Here is a 24,685-nt window from a genome sequence, read left to right as displayed (position 1 = left end):
CAAGGTGCCCGCACCGATGCGACGTCCTTCCCGCTCTCTCCTCCTGGCCACCACCGCATTGCTTGCCCTGGCAGCCCTGGGCATCTGGTACGGCCAGCGGCACGAGGCGCCAGCCAATCGCGCGCAAACCGCCATCCCGGTGCGGGTGGTCAACGTCGCCCAGCAGGACGTACCGCGCTACGCCAGCGCCATCGGTTCGGTGCTGTCGTTGCACAGTGTCGAGATCAGGCCACAAGTCGAGGGCGTGCTGACCCAGGTGCTGGTCAAGGAAGGCCAGTGGGTCAAGGAAGGCGACCTGCTCGCCACCCTGGATGATCGCAGCATCCGCGCCTCGCTCGACCAGGCCCGTGCCCAGCTCGGCCAGAGCCAGGCACAGATCCAAGTGGCCGGGGTCGACCTCAAGCGCTACAAGCTGCTTAGCACCGACGACGGTGTGTCCAAGCAGACCCTCGACCAGCAACAGGCGCTGGTCAACCAGCTACAGGCCACGGTCAAGGGCAACCAGGCGGCCATCGCCAATGCACAAGTGCAGCTTTCCTACACTCAAATCCGTTCCCCGGTGACAGGACGCGTAGGCATCCGCAATGTCGACCCCGGCAACCTGGTGCGTACCACCGATACCCAGGGCCTGTTCAGCGTTACCCAGATCGACCCGATCGCTGTGGAGTTTTCCCTGCCGCAACAGATGCTGCCGACCCTGCAAACCCTGCTCAAGGCACCCTCACCCGCGTTGGTGGAGGCCTACATGGATGCCGACGGCGAACGCGGCCTGCTTGGCGAAGGCCACCTGGCCCTGATCGACAACCAGGTTTCCGCCAACACCGGCACCGTGCGGGTGAAAGCCGAGTTCGACAACAAGGACGGCCGACTGTGGCCAGGGCAACTGGTCACCGTGCGCTTGCGCACGGCGCTGGACGAAAACGCCCTGGTGGTGCCGCCGCCGGTGGTGCAGCGCAGCATCGATGGCCACTTCGTCTACCGCGTCGACGGCGACAAGGTCACCAACGTGCCGGTCAAGGTGCTGTACCAGGACAGCACGCTGAATATCGTCGCCGGGGTCAAAGCCGGTGACCGTCTGGTGCTCGACGGCCAGTCACGCCTCAAGCCGGGCGCGCGCATCGAGATCACCCCGGATGCACCGGCACCGGCCGAGATGGCCGACCGCAGGAGCCAGCCATGAACACCCGCAACGGCGTCTCGGCCTGGTGCATCGACCACCCCATCGCCACCCTGCTACTGACCTTCGCCCTGGTGCTGCTGGGCGCCATCGCCTTCCCGCGCCTCCCTGTGGCACCGCTGCCCGAAGCCGACTTCCCGACCATCCAGGTCACCGCCCAGTTGCCCGGCGCCAGCCCCGAAACCATGGCCTCGTCGGTGGCAACGCCCCTGGAGGTGCAGTTCAGCGCCATCCCCGGCATGACCCAGATGACCAGCAGCAGCGCCCTGGGCTCGACCACGCTGATCCTGCAGTTCACCCTCGACAAGAACATCGACACCGCCGCCCAGGAAGTCCAGGCAGCGATCAACACCGCCACCGCACGCCTGCCCCAGGACCTGCCCAGCCCGCCTACTTGGCGCAAGGTCAACCCGGCCGACAGCCCGGTGCTGATCCTCACCGTCAGCTCGGCGCAGATGCCCGGCAACGAGCTCAGCGACTACGCCGAAACCCTGCTCGCCCGCCAGCTCAGCCAGATCGACGGCGTCGGCCTGATCAACATCACCGGGCAACTGCGCCCGGCAATCCGGGTCCAGGCGCAGCCGGAGAAGCTCGCGGCCATCGGCCTGACCTTGGCCGATGTGCGCCTGGCCATCCAGCAGACCAGCCTCAACCTGGCCAAGGGGGCGCTGTATGGCGAGCACAGCGTGTCGACCATCGCCGCCAACGACCAGCTGTTCCACCCTGAGGACTACGCCAAGCTGATCGTCAGCTACCGTAATGGCGCGCCCGTGCACCTGGCCGATGTGGCCAAGGTGATCAACGGCGCCGAGAACGCCTACGTCAAGGCCTGGTCCGGCGACCAGCCGGGGCTGAACCTGGTGATCTTCCGCCAACCCGGGGCCAACATCGTCGACACCGTGGACCGCGTGCTCGACGCCCTGCCCCGCCTGCAGGAAATGCTGCCGGCCTCGGTCGAGGTGTCGGTACTGCAGGACCGCACCCAGACCATCCGCGCCTCGCTGCACGAGGTGGAACTGACCCTGATGATCGCCGTGGCGCTGGTGATCGGGGTAATGGCGCTGTTCCTGCGTCAGTGGTCGGCCACCTTCATCGTCTCCAGCGTGCTCGGGGTGTCGCTGATCGCCAGTTGCGCACTGATGTATGTATTGGGTTTCAGCCTCAACAACCTGACGCTGGTAGCCATCGTCATCGCCGTGGGCTTCGTGGTCGATGACGCCATCGTCGTGGTGGAGAACATCCACCGCCACCTGGAGGCCGGCGATGACAGCCGCACCGCGGCGCTCAAGGGCGCCGGCGAGATTGGCTTCACCGTGGTGTCGATCAGCTTCTCGCTGATCGCCGCCTTTATCCCGTTGCTGTTCATGGGCGGCGTGGTCGGGAGGTTGTTCAAGGAGTTCGCCCTCACCGCCACGGCCACCATCCTGATTTCGGTGGTGGTGTCGCTGACCCTCGCCCCGACCCTGGCAGCTATGCTCATGCGCCGCCCCCCCGGCGAGCATGCTGGCGGATTCGGCCCGCGCCTGCTGTGCTGGTACGAAAAAGGCCTGGACCGGGCGTTGGCTCATCGGCGCCTCACCCTCGGCGTATTCGGCATCACCCTGGCGTTGGCAGTTGCCGGTTATGTCGGCATTCCGAAAGGCTTCTTCCCGCTGCAGGATACCGGTTTCATCCTCGGCACCACCGAAGCGGCAGCGGACGTGTCCTATCCCTCGATGATCGAAAAGCACCTGGCGTTGGCGAAGATCATCGGCGATGACCCGGCCGTACGCGCCTTTTCGCACTCGGTCGGGGTCACCGGCAGCAACCAGACCATCGCCAACGGCCGCTTCTGGATCTCGCTCAAGCCCCGCGGCGAGCGCGACGTGTCGGCCAGCGAATGGATCGACCGGATTCGCCCGAAACTCGCCCAGGTGCCGGGCATCGTCCTGTACATGCGCGCCGGCCAGGACATCAACCTCAGCTCGGGCCCGTCCCGTACCCAGTACCAGTACGTGCTCAAGAGCAATGACGGGGTCGCCCTCAACCTGTGGACCCAGCGCCTGACTGATCGCCTGAAGGAAAACCCGGCGTTGCGCGACCTGTCCAACGACCTGCAACTGGGCGCCAGCGTCACCCGCATCGACATCGACCGCCAGGCCGCAGCGCGCTTCGGCCTGACCACCACCGACGTCGACCAGGCGCTGTACGATGCCTTCGGCCAACGGCAGATCAGCGAATTCCAGACCGAGACCAACCAGTACAAAGTGATCCTGGAGCTGGATGCCCGCCACCGTGGCAAGGCCGAGAGCCTCAACTTCTTCTACCTGCGCTCGCCGCTGACCAACGAGATGGTGCCGTTGTCAGCCCTGGCGCACGTTGCGCCGCCCAGTACCGGGCCACTGTCGATCAGCCATGACGGCCTGTTCCCGGCCGCCAACCTGTCGTTCAACCTGGCGCCTGGGGTGGCCCTGGGCGATGCGGTGCAGATCCTCGAACGCACCCAGCGCGAACTGGGCATGCCCGACTCCATCGCCGGCAACTTCCAGGGCGCCGCCCAGGCGTTCCAGAGTTCGCTGTCGAGCCAGCCCTACCTGATCCTCGCCGCGCTGGTGGCGGTGTACATCATCCTCGGGGTGCTCTACGAGAGCTTCGTCCACCCGCTGACCATCATCTCCACGCTGCCTTCGGCAGGCCTAGGCGCGATCATCCTGCTCTGGGGCAGCGGGCAGGACTTCAGCATCATGGGCCTGATCGGCGTGGTGCTGCTGATCGGCATCGTCAAGAAGAACGGCATCCTGCTCATCGACTTTGCCCTCGAGGCCCAGCGCCACCAGGGCATGACACCGGAGCAGGCGATCCGCCAGGCCTGCCTGGTGCGCTTTCGCCCGATCATCATGACTACCCTGGCGGCCCTGCTCGGTGCGCTACCGCTGATGTTCGGCTTCGGCACCGGCGCCGAGCTGCGCCAGCCGCTGGGCATCGCCGTGGTCGGCGGCCTGTTGGTGAGCCAGGCGCTGACGCTGTTTACCACCCCGGTCATATACTTGGCCCTGGAGCGCCTGTTCCATCGCCGCCAGGCGGCCCCCGCGGCCGCGCCGAGTGCCAGCTGAGACAAGACCATGCGTGTGCTGATCATCGAAGACGAAGAAAAAACCGCCGACTACCTGCATCGCGGCCTGAGCGAACAAGGCTTCACCGTCGACCTTGCGCGGGACGGCATCGACGGGCTGCACATGGCCCTGGAAGGCGACTACGCGGTTATCGTGCTCGACGTGATGCTGCCGGGCCTGGATGGCTACGGGGTGCTGCGCGCCTTGCGCGCACGCAAGCAGACGCCGGTGATCATGCTCACGGCCCGCGAACGTGTCGAGGACCGCATCCATGGCCTGCGCGAGGGTGCCGACGACTACCTGGGCAAACCCTTCTCGTTTCTCGAACTGGTGGCCCGCCTGCAGGCCCTGACCCGCCGCAGCAGTAGCCACGAGCCGTTGCAGGTACAGGTTGGCGACCTGTGGATCGACCTGATGGCGCGCAAGGCCAGCCGCGCAGGCCAGCGCCTGGACCTTACCGCCAAGGAGTTCTCGCTGCTCAGCGTGCTGGCCCGGCGCCAAGGCGAAATTCTGTCCAAGACCGCCATCGCCGAGCTGGTCTGGGACATCAACTTCGACAGCGATGCCAACGTCGTCGAAGTGGCGATCAAGCGCCTGCGCGCCAAGCTCGACGGGCCATTCGACAACAAGCTGCTGCATACCATCCGAGGCATGGGTTATGTCCTGGAAAACCGTGCCGTTTAATTCCATCGCACTGCGCCTGTCGGGGCTGTTCATCCTGGTGGCCCTGGGTGTGTTCGTGCTGATCGGCTCGGCGCTGTATCGCCAGGTCGACCGCAGCCTCGACCTGCTGCCGGCGGCCGAGCTGGACGCCCGCTACAGCGTGCTCGAATCCACCCTCAACCGCTTCGGAACACCCGAGCACTGGGCCAAGATCAGCAACAAGCTCAACCTGCTCAGCGAGGAAGACAAACGCATCCGCTTCTGGGTGGTGAGCAGCAACCCTGCATTCGAATACGGCCACCCCAGCGAGCTGGTGCGCGCGTTCGCCGAGGGCGCGCAAGGCATGCGCGACCTGCGCCTGCCAGACCGCCCCTACCCGTACAAGGTGCTGGTCAGCGAAATGCCGGCCCTGGCCGACCGCCCGCCGCTGCGCTTTCTGATCGCCATCGACACGGAAACCTTCTGGCAAGCCCAGCACAGCCTGCTGGTGGCCATCGTCGGCCTGGCAGTGCTGGGCGTTCTGCTGGCCTCGGTGCTCGGTTACTGGGTAGCGCGTATCGGCCTGCGTCCGCTGCTGGCGCTGTCCAACGAGGCCCAGGCACTGGCGCCGCCACGCCTGGATGGTCGCCTGCAAACCAGCGACCTTGCCCCAGAACTGGCGCAGTTTGCCGGCGCGTTCAATGCAGCCCTCGACCGAGTAAGCCAGGCCTACTCACGGCTGGAGGCATTCAACGCCGACGTGGCCCACGAACTGCGCTCGCCACTGACCAACCTGATCGGCCAGACCCAGGTCGCACTCACTCGCGGGCGCAGCGCCGAGCATTACTTCGAGGTGCTGCAATCGAACCTCGAAGAGCTCGAACGCCTGCGCAGCATCATCAACGACATGCTGTTCCTCGCCAGCGCCGACCAGGGCAGCAAGGCCACGGCCCTGACCCAGGTGTCGCTGGCCGAAGAGGTCGCCACCACACTCGATTACCTGGACTACATCCTCGAAGACGCCCAGGTCAGCGTGCAGGTCAGCGGCGATGCGCAGGCCCCCATCGAGAAAGCCCAGTTGCGTCGGGCGCTGATCAACCTGCTGAACAATGCCGTGCAGCACACCGCGCCGGATGAGGTGATCCGTGTGCATATCGAGGGCGGGCAGGAACAGGTGAGCATCGCCGTGAGCAACCCGGGGCCGGCGATCGAGGATACCCACCTGCCGCTGCTGTTCGAGCGCTTCTACCGGGTGGACGCGGCGCGCAGCAACAGTGGCGGTGGCAACCACGGCTTGGGGCTGGCGATCGTCAAGGCCATTGCACTGATGCATGGCGGCGACGTTTTCGTGCAGAGCGAGGCCGGCGCCAACACCTTCGGCATTCGCCTCCCAGCCGCTCAACCACGCGGGTTTGGGGCGAAAGTCTAATTGCTTTTCAGCATCATCGTTACCTTTTGCGCAACAGTGCTTATCAGCGTGGACGCTGTTTCCCAGGCTATTAAACGACTAACTTTAGCCCTGTCCTCATTAGCACTTGCACCGCAAGAAGGTAGTTTCAAATGTCCAACAGTATGGGTATTGCCAGCGTTTTCGTTCTGTCTTCCCTGTTGTTGTCGCCCCTGGCCATGGCTGAAGAATCCCAGGCCTTCGTCGCCCGTAAAGCAGAACTTGCCGCTGTTCACCAAGACGCCCGCGAAGCCGTTGCCCACCAGGCAGACGCCGTAAAAGCCTCGGAACAGACAGCCTCGAAAGTTTCCATCGATACCAACGCCGACAGCTGATCGCTGTTCGCTAACGCCCCAGATTTCCCTCGGCTACGCCATGGGCACCACCGGTGCCGATATGTTAGCCTTTTAAAGCCGCTGCCAATCAGCGGCTTTTTTTATGTGCTTTAACGATCAGCCCGGTTGTTATGTCCCTAACAAGAAAGTTGCACATTCAAAAATAAAAACTGCCCCACCGTCAGACCAAAGGAGCTAGTACCGGTGCCTTCCGCGTTTCGTTTCACCCCGCTGTTCATTGCATTGACTGCAACGATGCCTCTCGCCGCCCAGGCAAATGAAGACAAGGCTGATGGCTTCATCGAAGGCTCGTCGTTCAACCTGCATTTTCGTAATGCCTACTTCAACCGCAACAACCTCAACCCAGGCGTGCGCGACAAGCGCGAGTGGGGCCAGGGCGCAGTCGCCCGCTTCGAGTCCGGCTATACCCCTGGGGTGGTCGGCTTCGGCCTCGACGCCCATGCCATGCTGGGCCTGAAGCTCGACGGCGGTGGCGGCCATGCCGGCACCAGCATCCTGCCTACGCACGTCAAGGATGACGGAGAGCTGGGCGCAGCGCCGCACTCCTTCTCCACGGCGGGCGCAGCGGTCAAGCTCAAGGCGTTCGATACCGAGCTCAAGGCCGGTGACCTGTTCCTCACCAACCCGGTGATCGCCGGCGGCGAAACTCGCATGCTGCCGCAGACCTTCCGCGGCGTGAGCCTGACCAACACCAGCATCGACGGGCTGCTGCTCGAAGGTGGCCAAGTCAGCTTCACCCACCCGTACAACCAGAGCGGCCACCGCCGCATCGACACCTACTACGGTGCGCTGGACGAGCACGACAAGAGCAAGCACCTGAACTGGGCCGGCGCTTCCTGGAGCGGTACCGAAAACATCACCGCCAACCTTTACGCCGCCGAGCTGAAGGACATCTGGAACCAGTACTACGCCGACTTCGACTACACCTACGTGGTCAACGACCTGGTCAGCCTGAACCCAGGCGTGCACTTCTACCACACCCAGGACACTGGCCAGGCGCTGCTGGGCAAGATCGACAACAACACCTACAGCCTGCACTTCACGGTCAACGCCGGTTACCACAGCGTCACGGCCGCCTACCAGCGGGTCAACGGCAACACCCCGTTCGACTACATCAACCTGGGCGACAGCGTGTACCTGGACAACTCGCGCATGTATTCCGACTTCAACGCCCCCAACGAGCGTTCGTGGAAGTTGCAGTACGGCTACAACTTTGCCGGCGTCGGCATCCCTGGCCTGAGCACCACCGTATCGTACTCGCGCGGCGAGGCGGACCTGACCAAGGCCACCCAGGACCGCAGCCACTACGACTACTACCGCGCCGATGGCAAGAACGCCACGCACTGGGAGCGTGACCTGGACGTGAAGTATGTGTTCCAGGAAGGCGACTTCAAGGACCTGTCGGTGCTGGTGCGCTACGCCACCCACCGCGGCAGCCAGGGCTATGCGTCGATCGACGACAACAGCGACAACGACGAACTGCGGGTGATCGTGGATTATCCATTGAACGTGTTCTGATCCAGGACCGCAGGCGGGGGCTTTGCCCCCGTTTCGCCGGCAAGCCGGCTCCTACAGGTACCCCACCGAGCGGAAAACGGTGAGATACCTGTGGGAGCCGGCTTGCCGGCGATAGGCCGCACGGCAGATTCCGTCGGACAAATCTTGTCCGACAATCCATGCTTCCCTAAAATGTCGCCGCCGCAAATGGCCCTGCCTCAGCAGTAGCGCGCATGCCCACTCGATTACCGCGTCTCGCACTCTACAGGTCGCACCCCGAGCTGATCCTCAACCTGGGCAGTTGCCTTGCCGTGCTCGCCATCGTGGCCATCGTCAGCTATCTGCTGGCCCGCGAGCGCGACAGCGTCGAGCAATCGGCCATCCGCGCCTCGAACAACATCGTGCAACTGATCGAAAGCGACATCCTGCGCAACGCCGAACTGTACGACCAGTCCCTGCAGGGCCTGATCTGGGCGGTCAATCGCAAGGAACTGCCCGGGATCCCTGGCCCCCTGCGCCAGCGCCTGCTGTTCAACGAAGCCTTCGTCGACAAGAAACGCGGCGATGTGCTGTGGCTCGACAAAGCCGGCAATGTGGTGGGCGATTCCACCAGCATGGTGCCGCGCAAGGCCAACTTCGCCGACACCGGCGTGTTCCAGGCCCACCTGCACAACCCTAACCTCGGCCTGCTGGTAGGCCCGCCGTTCAAGGCCCGCCTGGGCGACCTGGACTGGTGCATCAGTTTCAGCCGGCGCATCTCCGGGCCCGACGGCGAGTTCGCCGGATTGGCCGCTGGCGCCTTGCGCCTTTCCTATTTCAACGAACTGTTCCAACGCCTGGATATCGGCGACGACAGCAGCATCAACCTGTTCAATACCCACGGCCAGCTGCTCGCTCGGCAACCTTCGCGCCCGCAGGACCCGCTGATCGGCAGCAATTACAGCGATCGGCCCAACTTCAAGCGCGTGCTCGGTGAACACAGCGGCAGCTTCACCGCCCGCTCGGGCACTACTGGTGCGCAGCGCATGTACACCTTCGCTCGGGTGGCCGATCTGCCCTTGATCGTGATGGTGGTGCACTCGGCCGACGAGGTGTTCGAGTCCTGGCGACGCACGGCAATATTGGTCAGTGTGGCCACCGGCGTACTGTGCGTCGGCATCTTGTGGTTGACCTTGCTGCTCGGCCGCGAGCTGCAGCGCCGTCATGAGGCAGAACAGAGCCTGGCGACCCTCGCCGCCACCGATAGCCTTACCGGGCTTGCCAACCGTCGCCGGCTGGACCAGGTGCTGCGCCTGGAGTGGGCGCGGGCTCAGCGCAATCGCAGGCCCCTGGCCGTGATGATGGTGGATGTGGACCACTTCAAGGCATTCAACCAGCGCCATGGCCATGCCGGCGGCGACCACGCGCTACGCGAGGTGGCCAAGGCCATCGAGCAATGCCTGAGGCGCCCTGCCGATCTGGCAGCACGCTATGGGGGGGAGGAGTTTCAGGTGATCTTGCCAGAGACCGAGCTGCCAGGTGCGCTGCTGTTGGCAGAACGGATTCGAACTTGCGTGGAAGAGTTGGCGCCGTTTGCCGATGATCTGCGCTCGGTGACGGTCAGCATCGGCATCGGCGTCTACATCCCAGGCACCCAGCACGACCTTACCCAGGTGTTGGGCGATGCGGACGAAGCCCTCTACCGGGCCAAGGCCAATGGCCGTAACCGAGTAGAGGGGCCTGTCGCTTAGGAGCGGGCGCGTGCGGCGTTACGCAGGGCTTTCACCTGGTCATGGTTGCGTTGCACGCCTTGCAGCTGCTTCTCGACCAGTGCGTAGCTCTCGTCGCTGGCAGCACGGCCCAGTTTGACCAGTTTTTCACGGGCTTCCTTGTAGGCCTTGAGGGCATGGTCTTCGCCACGCTCGACTTCGTTGAGCACGGCTTCTTCGTCCTTGCCAGTGACCATCGACTTGAGATTGACCCAGCCGCGATGCATGTCACCGCTGATGCTGGTGGAGGTTTCCGGGTCGCCACCCAGGCGGCGGACTTCGCTTTGCAGTTCAGCCGCAGCACTGGCGCATTCACCCGCACGCTGCACGAAGAAAGCCCTCAGTTCCGGGTTCTTCACATCATCGGCCGAGGTCTTGAAACCCTTTTCGCCGTCCTTGCTGTACTCGATCAGGTCGTTGAGTACGTCGATCACGTCTTTGTTGGGGTTGCTCATGGCAGAACTCCTTGGCAGGTGATAGTCATGTAAACAGGAGCAGCCTTCGTGCCAAGCTTTCTTCTAAAATAAAAGCCAATAAAATCAAGTAATTAGGCTTAGATCAAGAAACACGTTAAACGGCGTTATGCATGATTGCCGCTTGGGCGCTCGTGCAGATTGCAGTATCGTCGGCGCACTCTACTTGCAGGCATCACCATGAAACCGGAAACCCTCGAACTGCTGGTCACGCGCACGATGCCGTTTGGTAAATACCAGGGTCGGATCATTGCCGACCTGCCAGGTGATTACCTGGCGTGGTTTGCGCGCAAGGGTTTCCCGGCAGGGGAATTGGGTGGGTTGTTGGCGTTGATGCACGAAGTCGACCATAACGGCCTAGGGGATTTGCTGGTGCCGTTGCGGCAGAAACATCGGCGCTAGCCTGCGCAGGCCCTATCGCCGGCAAGTCGGCTCCCACAGGGATCTGCACTGCCCTGCAGCCAGTGGCACTCCTGTGGGAGCCGGCTTGCCGGCGATGAGGCCCGTCGCAACAGCCGAGGGCTCAGCCCTTGACCGGCGCCACTGCCAGCTCCACCCGCTCACTCTTCTTGATCACGGCATACACCACCGCCGTCAGCAGGCTTCCCGCCACGATCGCCAGCAGATACAACAACGCATGGTTGATCGCATTGGGGATCAGCAACACGAACAGCCCGCCATGCGGCGCCATCAGCTTGCAGCCGAAATACATCGACAGCGCACCGGTCAACGCTCCACCCGCCACGCTCGCCGGGATCACCCGTAACGGATCCTTGGCCGCGAACGGAATCGCCCCTTCGGAGATGAAGCACAGGCCCAGCGCCAGCGCCGCCTTGCCCGCCTCGCGCTCGCTCTGCGCAAACTTGCGCCGGGCCAGGAAGGTGGCGATGCCCAGGCCGATCGGGGGCACCATGCCAGCGGCCATGGTCGCCGCCATCGGCGCGTAGCTCGACGAAGCCAGTAGCCCCACCGAGAAGGCATAGGCCGCCTTGTTGATCGGCCCACCCAGGTCGACGCACATCATGCCGCCCAGCAACAGGCCAAGCAGGATGGCATTGGTAGTGCCCATGCTGTCGAGAAAGTGCGTCAGCCCTTCGAGCATGGCCGCTACCGGCTGGCCCACCACATAGATCATCACCAGGCCGGTGAACAGGCTGGCCAGCAGCGGAATGATCAGGATCGGCTTGAGCGCATCCAGGCTGCTCGGCAGCCGTGCCCAGCGGGCGATGGCCTTGGCGCTGTAGCCGGCAAGAAAACCGGCAACGATACCGCCGATGAAACCGGCGCCCAGGGTGCTGGCCAGCAGGCCGCCGATCATGCCGGGTGCAAGGCCCGGGCGGTCGGCGATGGACCAGGCGATATAGCCCGCCAGCAGCGGCACCATCAGCTTGAATGCTGCCTCGCCGCCAATCTGCATCAAGGCAGCCGGGAGCGTGCCTGGCTCCTTGTATGCCTCGATACCGAACACGAATGACAAGGCGATCAACAAGCCGCCGGCCACCACCATCGGCAGCATGAACGACACGCCGGTCAGCAGGTGCTTGTACACCCCTGTCTTTTCGGCCTTGGCCACCGCGGATGCGGCATCGCCTGCGCTTTCCACCTTGGCCTCTGCCAGGGCCTTGTCCAGTGTGGCCTGGGCCTGCTTGAGCGCAATACCGGTGCCGCAGCGGTAGATCCGCTTACCCGCAAACCGGTCAGTGGGCACCTCGATGTCGGCGGCCAACAGCACCACATCCGCCTCGGCGATGGCCTGGGCCGAAAGCGGGTTGCGCGCACCGACCGAGCCCTGGGTTTCCACGGTCAGCGAGTAGCCAAGCTGCTGCGCAGCCTGTTGCAGGGCCTCGGCAGCCATGAAGGTGTGCGCGACGCCCGTCGGGCAGGCGGTAACGGCAACCAAGCGCACGCCCCCCGACGTTTGCGCAGCAGCGGGCGCATCAACCTGAAGCTGAGCCTTTGCGGCCGCCTGGTCGAGAAAGCCTTCTCGGTCGGCCAGCGCTTGGGCCGGCGTGCTCTGGTACAAACGTTTGCCGTTGAACCGAGCCAGGTCAACCGGGCCGGTGCTGACCACCAGTACCCAATCAGCCTCAGCGATCTGCGCGGCGCTCAACTGCCGCTCTGGATGCTCGGCATCCACCACTTCGACGCAGGTTTTCCATCCGCGACGCTGGGCGGCGGCCGCCAGCAGGCGCGCACTGAGCACGCTGGACACCTGGCCGTTGGGGCAGGCGGTGACAATGGCAATGTTCATCGGCAACCCTCTTGTTGTTCTGTCAGTTGCACGGCGGCTTGCAGGCGCGCCAGTTGATCGTGGTCGCCGATCCCGAAGCCGACTTGGGTCACCGCCTGGGCGGCAATGGCCGTGGCGCGGCGCAGGGTCTGCGCCGTGGCCTCGCCAAGCAGCAGGCCATGCACCATGCCCGCCACCAGCGAGTCACCCGCACCCACGGTGCTGGCCACACGTACCTGTGGTGGCTGGGCATGCAGCGCCAGGCCAGCGGCGAACCAACTGACCCCCTGCTCACCCGCCGACACCACCACATGCTCGACACCACTGGCCAGCAGCTGCTTGGCAGCAGCACGCTGTTCGGCGTCACTGTGCACCCCGACGCCCAGCACCTCGCCAAGCTCTTCGGTATTGGGCTTGACCAGCCACGGGGCACTCTGCAACCCGGCGCGCAGGGCTTCGCCGCTGCTGTCGAGGGCGACCTTCAGCCCTTGCGCCTTCAGTTGCTCAAGCAACAGGCGAAACCACTCGGGGCTGATGCCACGCGGCAGGCTGCCGGCTACCACCACCGCATCATGCCCCGGCGCCACCGCCTCCAGTCGACGTAACAAGGCCGCGCAGGCCGCATCATCGACCTGCGGCCCCTGGCCATTGATATCGGTAACGCGGCCATCGGCCTCGACCAACTTGAGGTTGCTGCGGGTTTCGCCCGGTACACGGACGAAGCAGTCGACGAAGCCACGGCGTTCGATCAACGCCTCGAACGGCTGCAGGTTGTCCTGGCCAAGGAAACCACCCACGGTCACGCTGTGCCCCAGGTCGGCAAGCACCTGGGCGACGTTCAGCCCTTTCCCGGCGGCATGGCTGTGCTGGTCCTGGGCACGGTTGACGAGCCCCGGGCGCAGGGTGTCGAGGCTGACGGTGATGTCCAGCGCCGGGTTCAGGGTCAGGGTGAGGATCTTGGCCATTCAGTAACGCTCCACCAGCGCGCGAACCGCCGCGGCGCTGTCTTGTTGCAGGGCCTCGCGCGCCAGTGCTCGGGCCGTCTGGTGATCGGCCTGGCGAACCAGTGCCTTGACTTCGGCAACGCTGCGCGCCGCCACGCTCAGCTCGTCGACATCCAGCCCCAGCAGCACTGCCACGGCCTGCGGGTCGGCGGCCAGCTCTCCGCACACCCCTACCCACTTGCCCTCGGCATGGGCGGCGCGCACGGTCATGTCGATCAGGCTCAGCACCGCCGGGTGCAGGCCGTCGGCCTGGGCCGACAGGCTTGGGTGGCCACGGTCAATGGCCAGGGTGTACTGGGTCAGGTCGTTGGTACCAATGCTGAAGAAGTCCACTTCGCGCGCGAGCTGTGGCGCCAGCAACGCTGCGGACGGCACCTCGACCATGATCCCGAGCTGCAGGTCGGCGACCGGGATTTCCACGCGCAGGCGTTCGACCATCGCCCGCGCCTCGCGCCATTCGTGCACCTGCCCGACCATGGGGAACATGATCCGCAGCGGGCGTTGATCGGCGGCGCGCAGCAGGGCGCGCAACTGGTCTTCCATGATCTGTGGCCGCTGCAGGGTCAGGCGCACCCCGCGCACACCGAGGAACGGGTTGTCCTCGGCTGGGATCGGCCAATAGGGCAACGGCTTGTCGCCGCCCACATCGAGGGTGCGCACCACCAGTGGCCGGCCGCCCAGGCCGTCGAGCACGCGGCGATACTCGGCTTCCTGGGTGACGATGTCCGGCGCCTGTGGGTGGGCCATGAACAGCAGTTCGGTGCGCAGCAAGCCGATGCCTTCGGCGCCCTGCTCCACCACCTTGTCGATACCGCTGCTCTCGCCGATGTTGGCGAATACCTCGACCGCATGGCCGTCGCGGGTGACTGCCGGGGCGTGGCGATCGGCCCAGGCCGCACGCAGGCGCTGCTCGCGCTGGTCGCGTTCGGCCAGCGCACGTTGCAACTCATCGGCAGGGGGCGCCACGCTGAGGGTGCCGCGCTGGCCATCGAGCAGCAGCGAGGTGCCGGCTTCGAGCTGCAGGATCGCTGCCCCCACACCGACCACTGCTGGAATGCCCAGCGCTCTGGCGACGATCGCGCTGTGGGCGGTGGCGCCGCCGTAGGCGGTCACGATGCCGGCGACCCGCGACGGATCCAGGCGAGCGACATCGGAGGGGCCCACTTCGGCCATCACCAGGACATAAGCTTGCTCGGGCTCGGCCTGGGTCTGCACACCACACAGCTGCGCCAATACGCGACGACCGACATCCCGCAGGTCAGCAGCACGCTCGGCGAGCAGTGCATCGTGCAGTGCCTCCTGCTGGCGTGCGGCGGCATCGATCACCGCCATCCACGCAGCCGGTGCGCTCTCGCCCTGGGCCAGGCGCAGCTCGACATCGTCGGTCAGGGCCGGGTCGGCGAGCATTTCCTGGTGGGTAACGAATATTTCGCCAATGGCTTTGTCGCTGCGCCGCACCAGCGTCTGCAAGTCTGCATTTACCGCTGCCACGGCCTGCTGCAGCTTCAGCCGCTCTTGGGTGGGCGATTCGCCTCGCAACGGGTAGTCGATTTCACGTTCGACGCAGACATGCGCCGGCCCGCTGGCGATACCAGGTGCCGCGCCCACCGCCTGGATGCGGGTGCCGGCTGCCGGTGGCTGGAGGCGTTCGGGCGGCATCGACGAAGCCTGACTGGCGGTAGCGGGCAGTGGCTCCACCTCCTCGCCCAGACCTTCTTCGATAGCTGCCAGCAGTATCGGCAAGGCATCGCCGGCGATGGACGGCTCGGCGATCAGCTCCAGCATCTGCCCACGCCGAGCCCCCAAACTGAGCAGCTTGCTGAGGCTTTTGACCGACACTGCCGGCTGCGCGCTGTCCACCATGCGCAGGTGAATTTCGCCTTCGAAGCCTTTGGCCAACTGCGCCAGGATCTTCGCCGGGCGGGCATGCAGGCCGTGGGGGTTGGCAAGGGCGATGCGGGCACTGGGCCAGTCCATCGGCGCCTCGCCACCCAGCACTTCGAGCACCGCGCGGCTGCTGGTGGCCTGGTACAGCGTCTGCCCACGGCCCTCGATCAGCACCTCGCAAAGGCGTTCGAGCAACGCCTGGTGCGCCGCACCGAGGCTGGCCAGGCAGAACAGCCCATTGAGCGGCTGGTCGCGATAGCGCAGTGGTTGTTGAGGGGTGACGAAGGCCAGGCCCGGCTGGCGCACCTGGCGCTCGCTGTGCAGCCACCACAGGCCCTCGCCCAAGGGCAAGGGGGCGGCCTGCTGCAGCACAGCGGCAAAACCGCTGTCCACGCACCCGGCACGTTGCAGCAGACGCGCGCCACGCCAGGCCAGCTCGTCGAAGTCGTCGGCTGGCAGGTTCAGGCCGACCAGTTGCGCGTCCAGCGCCAGCTCCTGCGGTGCGCTTTGCAGCAGCTTGAGCAGCGCTTCGGCGGAGCTGGCGCGGCGCAGGGCTTCGGCCAGGTCGGTTTCGCCCAGGGCACGGGTCAGCAATTGCAGCAGGCGCAGGTGCTCGTCGGAGCGGGCGGCGATGCCGATGGCCAGGTAGACGATCTGGCCGTCGCCCCAATCGACGCCTTCGGGAAACTGCAGCAGGCGCACGCCGGTAGCGAACACCAGGTCACGGGTCTGCGGGGTGCCGTGGGGGATGGCGATGCCCTGGCCAAGGAAGGTGGAACCTTGTGCCTCACGCGCCTCGAGGCCTTGCAGGTAGCCTTCGGCGACCAGCCCATCGGCGACCAGCCGCTGCGCCAGCAGGCGCAACGCCTGGGGCTTGTCGACGGCCGTCTGGCCCATGGCTATCTGCTCTTTGGCGAGCTCGAGCATGACCTTCTCCTTTTGCAGCCCCTTGCGATAAGTGCCGGGTACTGAGGTATTGTTGTGAAATTCACGATTTCAGCCAGTTCAACAGCCCCGCATGGGCGGTAGCCGCGGCAGAAAAATAGCTAGCTGAAACGTTTAACCTGACCAAGCGGCCACGTTACTCGATAATCTTCCGGGGAAAAAGCCCCATCCTGTCGGACAATTGCGACAATGGTCGTCTGCGCGTGGCAGCCTGAGCGGGTCAAACTAACCGGTCCTGCCCCACGACCAGCCCCGGTAATAACAAGGAAAATTCGGTGAAACTCAGCGATATCGCCCGTCTGGCCGGTGTGTCCGTGACCACAGCCAGTTACGTCATCAATGGCAAGGCCGAACAGCAGCGCATCAGCAACAGCACTGTCGAGCGCGTGCGCGCGGTGGTCGAGGCCCACGGCTTCACCCCCAATCCGCAGGCCGCCGGCCTGCGTAGTCGGCACACCCGGACCCTGGGCTTCATTCTCCCGGATCTGGAGAACCCCAGCTACGCCCGCATCGCCAAACAACTGGAACAAGGCGCCCGCGCCCGTGGTTACCAGTTGCTGATTGCCAGCAGCGACGACCAGCCAGACAGCGAGCGCCAACTGCAGCAACTGTTCCGTGCCCGACGCTGCGATGCGCTGTTCGTTGCCAGCTGCCTGCCGCCAGAAGACGACAGCTACCGCGAGCTTCAAGACAAAGGCCTACCGGTGATCGCCATCGACCGGCGCCTGGACCCGGCACACTTCTGCTCGGTCATCAGTGATGATCGCGATGCCAGCCGCCAGCTCGCCGACAGCCTGCTGTCCACTGCCCCACACAGCATCGCCCTGATCGGCGCACGCCCCGAACTGTCGGTCAGCCAGGCCCGCGCCGGTGGTTTCGACGAGGCACTGCAAGGTTTTTCCGGTGACGTGCGGCGCTACCAGGGCGAAGCCTTCAGCCGTGAATGCGGCCAGCGCCTGATGCAGCAACTGATCGACGAACTGGGCGGGCTGCCGGATGCCCTGGTGACCACCTCCTATGTGCTGCTGCAAGGCGTGTTCGACACCCTGCAGGCGCGCCCGGCCGATTCGCGTCAGTTGCAACTGGGCACCTTCGGTGACAATCAGCTGCTCGACTTCCTGCCGCTGCCGGTCAATGCCATGGCCCAGCAACATGGCCTGATCGCCGCCACAGCACTGGAACTGGCATTGGCCGCGATCGAGGACAAACGCTACGAGCCCGGCGTGCACGCCATTGGCCGCACCTTCAAGCAACGCATCGCAGCGGGCTGAACATGCGCCTGATCGACACCCACACCCACCTGGACTTCCCCGATTTCGACGCCGACCGCCCGCGCCTGCTGGCCAACGCGGCGGCGCGGGGGGTGGAGCAGATGGTGGTGCTGGGGGTGTATCAGGCCAATTTCCAGCGGGTCTGGGATCTGGCCTGCGCCGAACCCTGCGTGCATGCGGCGCTGGGGTTGCATCCGGTGTACCTGGAGCAGCATCGCCCCGAGCACCTGGTGCAGTTGCGCGAATGGCTGGAGCGCCTGCATGGCGACCACAGGTTGTGCGCCGTGGGTGAGTTCGGCCTGGACTACTTCCTTGAAGACCTGGACAAGGACCGCCAGCAGACCTTGTTCGAAGCGCAATTGCAGATGGCCTGCGACTTCGCGTTACCGGCGCTGCTACACGTGCGCCGCAGCCATGCCCGGGTGATCGCCACGCTCAAGCGCTACAAACCAGCGCGGGCGGGGGTTATCCATGCATTCGCCGGCAGTTACGAAGAGGCGCGCGAGTACATCAAGCTGGGGTTTCGGCTTGGGCTGGGCGGCGCGGCGACCTGGCCGCAGGCCTTGCGGTTGCGCAAGACCATCGCTCGGTTGCCGCTCGAAAGCATTGTGCTGGAAACAGACTCGCCGGACATGGCGCCCGTGATGTTTGCCGGGCAGCGCAACAGCCCGGAGCATTTGCCGGAGATTGCCGGGGCGCTGGCCGAGTTGATGGGCATCGAGCGGCAGGCCTTGGCTGAGGCCAGCAGCAAGAATGCCTGCGAAGTGTTTGGCTGGTAGTACCGGCCCTATCGCCGGCAAGCCGGCTGCCACAGGGGGGCTGCAGCGTTTTCGGAGTTTGTGCTGTAGCTGTGGGAGCCGGCTTGCCGGCGATAGGGCCAGCACTGACCTGGCCTAGACCGTGAATGCGCCGATCACCCGCTTCAATTCCAGCACCTGTTGAGACAGTGCCCGGCTGGCATCCTCGGTTTGACAGGCCCCCTGGGTAGTGTCGTGGGCCGCCCGATTGATCGCCACGATATTGCGGTCGATGTCATGGGCCACCGCCGTCTGTTGCTCGACCGCTGCCGCAATCTGCTGGTTCTGCTCGACGATGCCCCCCACCGCACCCAGGATATTACCCAACGCCTGTTGCACCTGGCGCGCTTCATCCACCGTCACCGCCGCCATCTGGTGGCTGCTGCCCATGGCCCGCACCGCCGCCCCAACCCCGTCCTGCAAGCGCTGGATCATCTGCGCGATCTGCGCCGTGGAATCCTGGGTACGCCGTGCCAAGGTACGTACCTCGTCGGCAACCACGGCGAACCCTCGGCCCTGCTCACCGGCCCGCGCCGCCTCGATGGCAGCGTTGAGGGCCAGCAGGTTGGTCTGCTCGGCAATGCTGCGGATCACTTCAAGCACCTGGCCGATCGTCTGGCTGTCAGTTGCCAGTTGGTTGATCGCCAACACTGTCTGGTCGATTTCACTGGCGAGTCGGCCAATGCTGCCTTGCTGGCTTTGCACCAGGCTACGGCCATTGGCGCTCTCATGGTTCACCTGCTGCGCACCGTCGGCAGCCAATGCCGCGCTGCGCGCCACTTCCTGAACGGTAGCGCTCATCTGGTTCATGGCCGTGGCCACCTGCTCGATCTGTTCGCGCTGACCGCTGACTGCCTGGTTGCTCCGCGTCGAGACCGCCAGAACCTGCCCGGCCTGCTCTTCGACGGCCACCACGGTGCGCCCGACCTGGTCAATCAGGCCGCGGATACGCTGCACGGTTTCAGTGAAGTCACGGCCCAGATCACCCAGTTCATCACGGCTATGGGCCTGGAAACTGACCGTCATGTCACCGGCTGCCACCTTTTCCATGGCACAGCCCAAGTTGCGCAGGGTCGCTCGGATCGACACGTAGAAACCACCGTAGAGGTACACGATCAACGCAAAGACGCCCGCCAGCACGGCGACCAGCGCAATCATCCACCCGCGCTGCTCGCCAAGGCGCTGTTGCAACTGCACCTGCATATGCCCCATCACAGCGTCGTTCAGCTGGTAGGTCCGGGCCATCAGATCGCTCACCTGCTGGTAGAAGACCGCCCAGGGTGCATCCAGGGTTTCGGCCATCACCACATGGTCCTCGAACAGGGCAGCCGCTTGCTTCACGATTGCCTTGCTGACCTGCGCTGCTTGCGCCAGGCTTGCCTTGGCAGCCGCATCGCCCGCCAAGGCGTCATCCAGCCGCAGCGCATAGTCGGCAGCCAGCCGCTCCAGGCGTTGCAAGAGATCTTCGAAGCGGGCACTGCCGGAGGAGTCGATGAAACCTCGGCCCAGGGCGACAGCGCCCAGCGCGCGGCCTTCACCCAGACCTTGGGTGACTTGCGCCGTGGCGACGCCAATCAGTTCGCTCAACTGCCGCAGCGAGGCCTGGCGGTCCTGGCTCAACCCCGATTGGCTGGCAATCTGCCTGCTCAGCATCTGGGCTTGTGCCAGCAGCTTGTCGAACAGCGCGGCCTTGCTCTGCAACGAGCTCTCACCCCGTGCGCTGGCAAACACATTTGCCAACTCTTCGAGCTTGGCCTGGGGTACCGCTTGCTCACCGGCGAGCGCCTGCAACTGAGCCTGGACCTTATCCTGCAAGGCCGCGATGCGCGACTCCAGGTCACCGGCCTGGCCAGACTGGCCAAGCATGGCATTGATCTGCAACAGGTTGCCGAGGGTTTCCAGGTCGCCGCGCAGGGCCAGGCTGCCGCTCAACGGGCCTATGGCGTGCAACTCGGCGCGCGTGAAATGAAATTGCCGATACGCGTCGTGAACCAGGTAGGCGCTGGTGGCCAGCATGGGCAGGAAAAACAGGACGCTGACAAGGCTGAACTTCTGGCCGAAGCTCAGCCGGTTCATCAGTGCAATGGCCGGGTAGAGCGAACGCTTCACAGGGCACCTCCAAGGATTCTTGTTGTTCTGCAAGGGGTAGCACTAGGCCACCCTGTATAGCGCAGATCGAATCGGAGGTTTGTAACTTAAGGTTAACCGGCGCTGTGCGAGACGCTCAGACCAGTACTGTCCACAGGGCGAACCCCGCATACCACAACACGGCACAGCGCAGCAGCAGTTCCCACAAGCTGTCCAGCCGCCCCAGGCCGCGCTGGCTGTCTTCCTGCTCGGGAATGTCATCGGCAATCCGTCCGACCCTGGCCACCAGATGTGCCGCACTGATATGCCAGTTGAGCACCTCGTGCAGCATGACCCGGGTCACCGCGAGGAAGTTGCCCACCAGGGCGAAGCTCAAGGCCAGCACCCGTACCGGCAGCCAGTCCAGCACGTGGCGCAACTGCTCGGCACGGGCCTTGAGCGCCGGCTGGCCGCTGTGTTCGGCCGTCAGCGCCAGCAGGCGATAGGCCAGCGCCGCACCAGGGCCTAGCACGAAGTACCAGAAGATCACCGCGAAAAAGCCCTGGTACGCCTGCCACAACAGGTTGCCCTGCACCCGCACCAGCAAGCTGTGCGGCTCATCGGCCGCAAGCCCCAGGTCGCGCTCGGCCACATGCAGCGCGGCCTGATCATCACCCCGCCGCCAGGCATCGCGGAACGGCCCCAGGGACGCCCTGAAGTCGCCACGGCCCAGGCTGTAGGTCAGCACCAGCAGGTGCACTGGCAAGGCCAGCAAACCATAGGCAACCGGGTCCAGCACGTGCAGCAGCAGTACCAGTAGCGCCACCGGCGCCAGCACCAGAATGGCCAGGGTCCACCATGGGTGCACCTTGCCACTGCGCTCCAGACGTACCAGCTCGCCCAGGAAGAAACCATCCCGTTGCACCTGATGGCGCAGTGCCGAGAACTTCTCGACCCACAGCACCAGCACCAACACCAGAAAACTCATGCCTTGTCCTCGTTGTCCTTCACGGCGGCCCGGTAGCGCGGCCAATCGAATGCCGGACCGGGGTCGGTCTTGCGCTGCGGGGCAATATCGCTGTGGCCCTGAATGCGGCCCTGGTCGATGACCGGCCAGGCCGCCTGGATGTGCCGGGTCAATTGCGCCAGCACGGCATACTGGGCATCGGTGTAAGGCAGGTCATCGGTGCCTTCCATTTCGATACCGATGGAAAAGTCGTTGCAGCCTTCGCGCCCGTCGAAGCGTGAGACCCCGGCATGCCAGGCGCGTTCGAGCAAGGATACGAACTGGGTGACAGCGCCGTCGCGCTCGACGAACAGGTGAGCCGACACGGTCAGGTGGCTGATGCTGGCGAAGTAGGGATGTTCATCAGGGTCGAGGCGGTTCTGGAAGAAGGCCTGGACCTTGCCGCTGCCGAAGCAGGCGGGCGGCAGGCTGATGTTGTGGATCACCAGCAGGGAAATCGCTTCGCCCTCGGGGCGGGCATTGAAATTCGGCGAGGGGCAGTGGGTGATTCCGGTTCCGTGGAACCAGCCGGTGGCACGGTCCAATAACATGGGGCAGATCCTGAAAAGCGCCGTTACAGAACGGCAGTATGCCCTGCGCGGGCGGCGCTTTGCATGTGAATCATTGTAATGACAGCGGTGCGCCAGCCTTCAATGCACCTGCTGCTGACGCAAGCTGTCGAGCACTGCCTCCAGCGCCCGTTCGAACAGCAGCCCATCATCCAGCATGCGCACTTCGCCCCGGTGCAAGGCCTGGGCGAGGCCGGTCGCATTCCATTCGCGGACTTTCATGCCGGTACGGTTAGCAAACACCAGGCGCTCATTGCTGTCGATGCGCGCCACCAGCTTGCAGCGCAGCGGCTCGCCATCGTCAAGCACTTCGACCCACGCGCCGATACGTAGCCGCCGCACGGCGCGCAATTGTGCGGCATGCCCGTCGAGCGTACGCAGCGGCGCACACGCAGGTTCTTCGGCAATGGCCAGAACGATTTTCTCGGCCACCCGCACCTCGTCCAGCGCCGGGTCAGCACTGCCCTCGGCCCATTGCGAGCCCACGCAAGCCCGCAGGTGCAGTTGCTCCAGTTGCAGGAAAAAATCACGAGTGGTGGTGGAATCCAGCGCCACACCTGTCAGTCCGTCACGTAGCGCCTTGAGCAGGCCCGGCACCTGCAGCAGCAGGGTTTGCGGTTCAGGGTGCGGGGCGATGCTGGCCAGTAGCGTATCCATGGTTGCCAAGGCATTGCGCCAGGCCCGGGACGCCTCGCCCTGCTTCAGCAAGGCCAACAGCAGCACCTGGCTCCAGGACTGCACCAGCATCTGCACGACCACCTGCGGCAGCACACGCCCGTGCAGGCGCTGGTTCAGCACTTCCTGCACCTGCTGGCGGGCCTGCAAGGCACGGGCACGCCCCTGTTCGGCATCGCGGGTGCGTTGTTCGAGCAGTTCGTTACGCCGGCGCTCGTCGTTGCTGAAGGCCAGGAAGTCCTCGAGCAGCTCGGCGAACAACGCAGGGTCTTCGGAAACATCGTTGAGCAGGCGTTGCACGATACGCTCTACCCGCACGTGCAGGCTGTCGCGCAGGCCTTCGCTGCCGGTGTCCCAGCCGATGGCCACGGCAGCGATCTCGTTGAGCAGACGCCGTGCCGGGTGGCTGGCGCGGCTGAACAGCCCTTTGTCGATCAGTGCCACCTTGAGCAGCGGAATGTGCAGGCGCGCGAGCAGCGTGCGCAGGCTGGGGGGCAAGTTGTCATCGTCGTGGATATAGTCGAACAACAGGCCAACCAGGTTGATCATGTCTTCATCGGCGATGTCGATTCGCCGACGGGTGCCGCTGCGCACGCTGACCCTGAGCAGCAACTGCTCGAGTTGCTGGCCAAGGTCGAAGTCCTCTTCTTCAGCCGTTGCAGGCACGTAACGCTGCAGGTGCGAGAGCAGGCGCAGAAGGTCGGCAGTATTGATTGGCTGGGCTGTGCCATTGGCTTGCAGGCGCGGCGCGATACGCCCACGCGACGGCGCCAGCAGCACCTGCATGGAGGCAATGAATGCCTGCCCGGCATTGTCTGTGCCAATGGCCTCATCGGCAGACAGGCTGGCCGCGATGCGCCGCGCGCCATGGCGCCGATCTTCGGCTCGCCGGCGCGGTGCCGGGTCGAGTTCGGGGAGCACGCCGGCGGCGGCCAGCAATTGGTTGGCCTCGCCATAGAGCACATCGATATCACGCAGCACGTAACGCTCGAACAGCTTCAGCAGGACCAGCTTGACCCGCAGGCCGACGCCCAGGTTGCGCCCGGCATCGAGAAAGTACCCGCACAGTGCGGCAGGCCCCAGCGGATTCTGCCGATCGCCCAGCGGCCGTTCGAGCAGGCTGTGCAACCTCAGGCTCAGTTGCTCGAGGGCAAGGCCATCACGCGACAGCACGCGTGCGACCATCCCCTCGACCGCAACTTCACGCTCCCGTTGCGCGCTGCCCAGCGCGCCGGTCTCGCCAAGCGGATCGACCTGGCCGATGCGGGCGAAGGTGTCGTAGAAGCTGTCGAGAAAGCCCCGCTCGATACTCTTGCGCTTCAGGCGCAAGTCGCGCATGGCTTCGAAATAGAGATTCTGGTCATAGCGGTCGAGTGCCTTGTCGGCCATCTCGAACAGGGTATCGTCGGCGTTATCGAACAAGGCCTGCAGGCCCTGGCGCAGTTGCAGGGCAGCCTTGTCACGCACCTGCAGAAGCAGCACCGGGAGGCAAGGCAGGGGCGTGCAGCGTGCCCCTCGATCGATGGCGGCCGCCAAGGGCACCACCTTGCCTTCTTTCTGCATCCCGGACTCCTTGCTGGGTAATGTGCGATGGGGCGAAGCATCGTCAAAGCTATGACGCCAAATACTGGGCGCCATTATCGGTAAAAATGCTGACAGCTGCCAGCTCCAGTTCGCTTGCCGGTTAAAGACCTGCATTTTGCGCAAATGCTCGCACGGCCTGACCAAAGGTCAGTCGCAAGGCCGCTGTACACGCCGGCCCCCTGCCCTATAATCGCCGGCACCTAGCTTGTGGAGCCGAC

General features: G+C 64.8%; 18 protein-coding genes and 1 pseudogene. 10 read left to right on the top strand and 9 right to left on the bottom strand.

Translation table 11 applies throughout. The features are described from left to right. The first annotated feature begins 16 nt into the window (after positions 1-16). The 7 genes from KU43P_RS04350 to KU43P_RS04320 all read left to right on the top strand — a co-directional run bounded on the left by KU43P_RS04350 (position 17) and on the right by KU43P_RS04320 (position 9,941). Positions 17-1,180, top strand: a complete 1,164-nt coding sequence (locus KU43P_RS04350; protein WP_317661212.1) for an efflux RND transporter periplasmic adaptor subunit — start codon at positions 17-19, stop codon at positions 1,178-1,180. Continuing rightward, entirely contained in the window at positions 1,177-4,269 is a 3,093-nt protein-coding gene (locus KU43P_RS04345; protein ID WP_317661211.1) for a multidrug efflux RND transporter permease subunit, read from the top strand. The genes KU43P_RS04350 and KU43P_RS04345 overlap by 4 nt, the downstream gene beginning before the upstream one ends. A gap of 9 nt (positions 4,270-4,278) precedes the next feature. After that, positions 4,279-4,953 carry a heavy metal response regulator transcription factor gene (locus tag KU43P_RS04340; protein WP_317661210.1) on the top strand — a complete coding sequence of 225 codons (675 nt, stop codon included), beginning with the start codon at positions 4,279-4,281 and terminating at the stop codon, positions 4,951-4,953. Continuing rightward, complete coding sequence (locus KU43P_RS04335) at positions 4,928-6,340, top strand: heavy metal sensor histidine kinase (RefSeq protein ID WP_317661209.1); 1,413 nt, start codon at positions 4,928-4,930, stop codon at positions 6,338-6,340. Before KU43P_RS04340 ends, KU43P_RS04335 begins: the two co-directional genes overlap by 26 nt. A gap of 131 nt (positions 6,341-6,471) precedes the next feature. Continuing rightward, complete coding sequence (locus KU43P_RS04330; protein WP_317661208.1) at positions 6,472-6,693, top strand: hypothetical protein; 222 nt, start codon at positions 6,472-6,474, stop codon at positions 6,691-6,693. A 204-nt stretch (positions 6,694-6,897) separates the two neighbouring features. Then, the gene (locus KU43P_RS04325) at positions 6,898-8,232 is read left to right on the top strand and encodes an OprD family porin (RefSeq protein WP_317661207.1); all 1,335 of its coding nucleotides are present in this window, start codon (positions 6,898-6,900) and stop codon (positions 8,230-8,232) included. 212 nt (positions 8,233-8,444) lie between these two features. Then, complete coding sequence (locus KU43P_RS04320; RefSeq protein WP_317661206.1) at positions 8,445-9,941, top strand: sensor domain-containing diguanylate cyclase; 1,497 nt, start codon at positions 8,445-8,447, stop codon at positions 9,939-9,941. On the opposite strand, the gene KU43P_RS04315 is transcribed toward KU43P_RS04320, so the two are convergent. Then, a complete protein-coding gene (locus KU43P_RS04315; RefSeq protein WP_317661205.1) occupies positions 9,938-10,414 on the bottom strand; it encodes a ferritin-like domain-containing protein in 477 nt (158 codons plus the stop codon). The genes KU43P_RS04320 and KU43P_RS04315 overlap by 4 nt on opposite strands. A gap of 198 nt (positions 10,415-10,612) precedes the next feature. Here KU43P_RS04315 and KU43P_RS04310 point away from each other — a divergent pair, with 198 nt between their 5' ends. Beyond that, positions 10,613-10,834 (top strand): DUF3820 family protein, encoded by a 222-nt coding sequence (locus tag KU43P_RS04310; RefSeq protein ID WP_016393933.1) that lies wholly within the window; start codon positions 10,613-10,615, stop codon positions 10,832-10,834. Between the two features lie 121 nt (positions 10,835-10,955). Here the strand turns inward: KU43P_RS04310 and KU43P_RS04305 are convergent, their stop codons facing one another. The 3 genes from KU43P_RS04305 to ptsP are packed head-to-tail and all read right to left on the bottom strand — an operon-like array spanning position 10,956 to position 16,480. Then, a complete protein-coding gene (locus KU43P_RS04305) occupies positions 10,956-12,683 on the bottom strand; it encodes a PTS fructose-like transporter subunit IIB (protein ID WP_317661204.1) in 1,728 nt (575 codons plus the stop codon). Continuing rightward, the gene (pfkB, locus tag KU43P_RS04300; protein ID WP_317661203.1) at positions 12,680-13,627 is read right to left on the bottom strand and encodes a 1-phosphofructokinase; all 948 of its coding nucleotides are present in this window, start codon (positions 13,625-13,627) and stop codon (positions 12,680-12,682) included. The genes KU43P_RS04305 and pfkB overlap by 4 nt, the downstream gene beginning before the upstream one ends. Then, on the bottom strand, positions 13,628-16,480 hold the full coding sequence (gene ptsP, locus KU43P_RS04295; RefSeq protein WP_317661202.1) for a phosphoenolpyruvate--protein phosphotransferase: 2,853 nt from the start codon (positions 16,478-16,480) through the stop codon (positions 13,628-13,630). 293 nt (positions 16,481-16,773) lie between these two features. Between ptsP and cra the strand changes: the two genes are divergently transcribed. After that, entirely contained in the window at positions 16,774-17,769 is a 996-nt protein-coding gene (gene cra, locus KU43P_RS04290; RefSeq protein ID WP_317661201.1) for a catabolite repressor/activator, read from the top strand. A gap of 2 nt (positions 17,770-17,771) precedes the next feature. Beyond that, a complete protein-coding gene (locus KU43P_RS04285; RefSeq protein ID WP_317661200.1) occupies positions 17,772-18,548 on the top strand; it encodes a TatD family hydrolase in 777 nt (258 codons plus the stop codon). Between the two features lie 114 nt (positions 18,549-18,662). Here KU43P_RS04285 and KU43P_RS26965 read toward each other — a convergent pair whose 3' ends face one another. The 5 genes and pseudogenes from KU43P_RS26965 to KU43P_RS04265 all read right to left on the bottom strand — a co-directional run bounded on the left by KU43P_RS26965 (position 18,663) and on the right by KU43P_RS04265 (position 24,446). Continuing rightward, positions 18,663-19,367: a methyl-accepting chemotaxis protein gene (locus KU43P_RS26965; protein ID WP_411567246.1), complete on the bottom strand. Its 705-nt coding sequence runs from the start codon at positions 19,365-19,367 to the stop codon at positions 18,663-18,665. 153 nt (positions 19,368-19,520) lie between these two features. Next, positions 19,521-19,724: pseudogene (locus KU43P_RS26960) on the bottom strand (HAMP domain-containing protein); the annotation flags it as partial. Between the two features lie 1,066 nt (positions 19,725-20,790). Beyond that, positions 20,791-21,621 (bottom strand): regulatory signaling modulator protein AmpE, encoded by an 831-nt coding sequence (gene ampE, locus KU43P_RS04275; protein ID WP_317661198.1) that lies wholly within the window; start codon positions 21,619-21,621, stop codon positions 20,791-20,793. After that, positions 21,618-22,190, bottom strand: a complete 573-nt coding sequence (gene ampD / locus KU43P_RS04270) for a 1,6-anhydro-N-acetylmuramyl-L-alanine amidase AmpD (protein WP_317661197.1) — start codon at positions 22,188-22,190, stop codon at positions 21,618-21,620. Before ampD ends, ampE begins: the two co-directional genes overlap by 4 nt. Before the next feature lie 99 nt (positions 22,191-22,289). Beyond that, complete coding sequence (locus KU43P_RS04265) at positions 22,290-24,446, bottom strand: DUF1631 domain-containing protein (RefSeq protein WP_317661196.1); 2,157 nt, start codon at positions 24,444-24,446, stop codon at positions 22,290-22,292. Positions 24,447-24,685: the final 239 nt, after the last annotated feature.

Origin of the sequence: Pseudomonas sp. KU43P, from assembly GCF_033095865.1 — a bacterium.
Lineage (GTDB): Bacteria > Pseudomonadota > Gammaproteobacteria > Pseudomonadales > Pseudomonadaceae > Aquipseudomonas.
The sequence above is the reverse complement of the archived record's forward strand: the minus strand, read 5'-3'. Positions and strand labels throughout refer to the sequence as shown.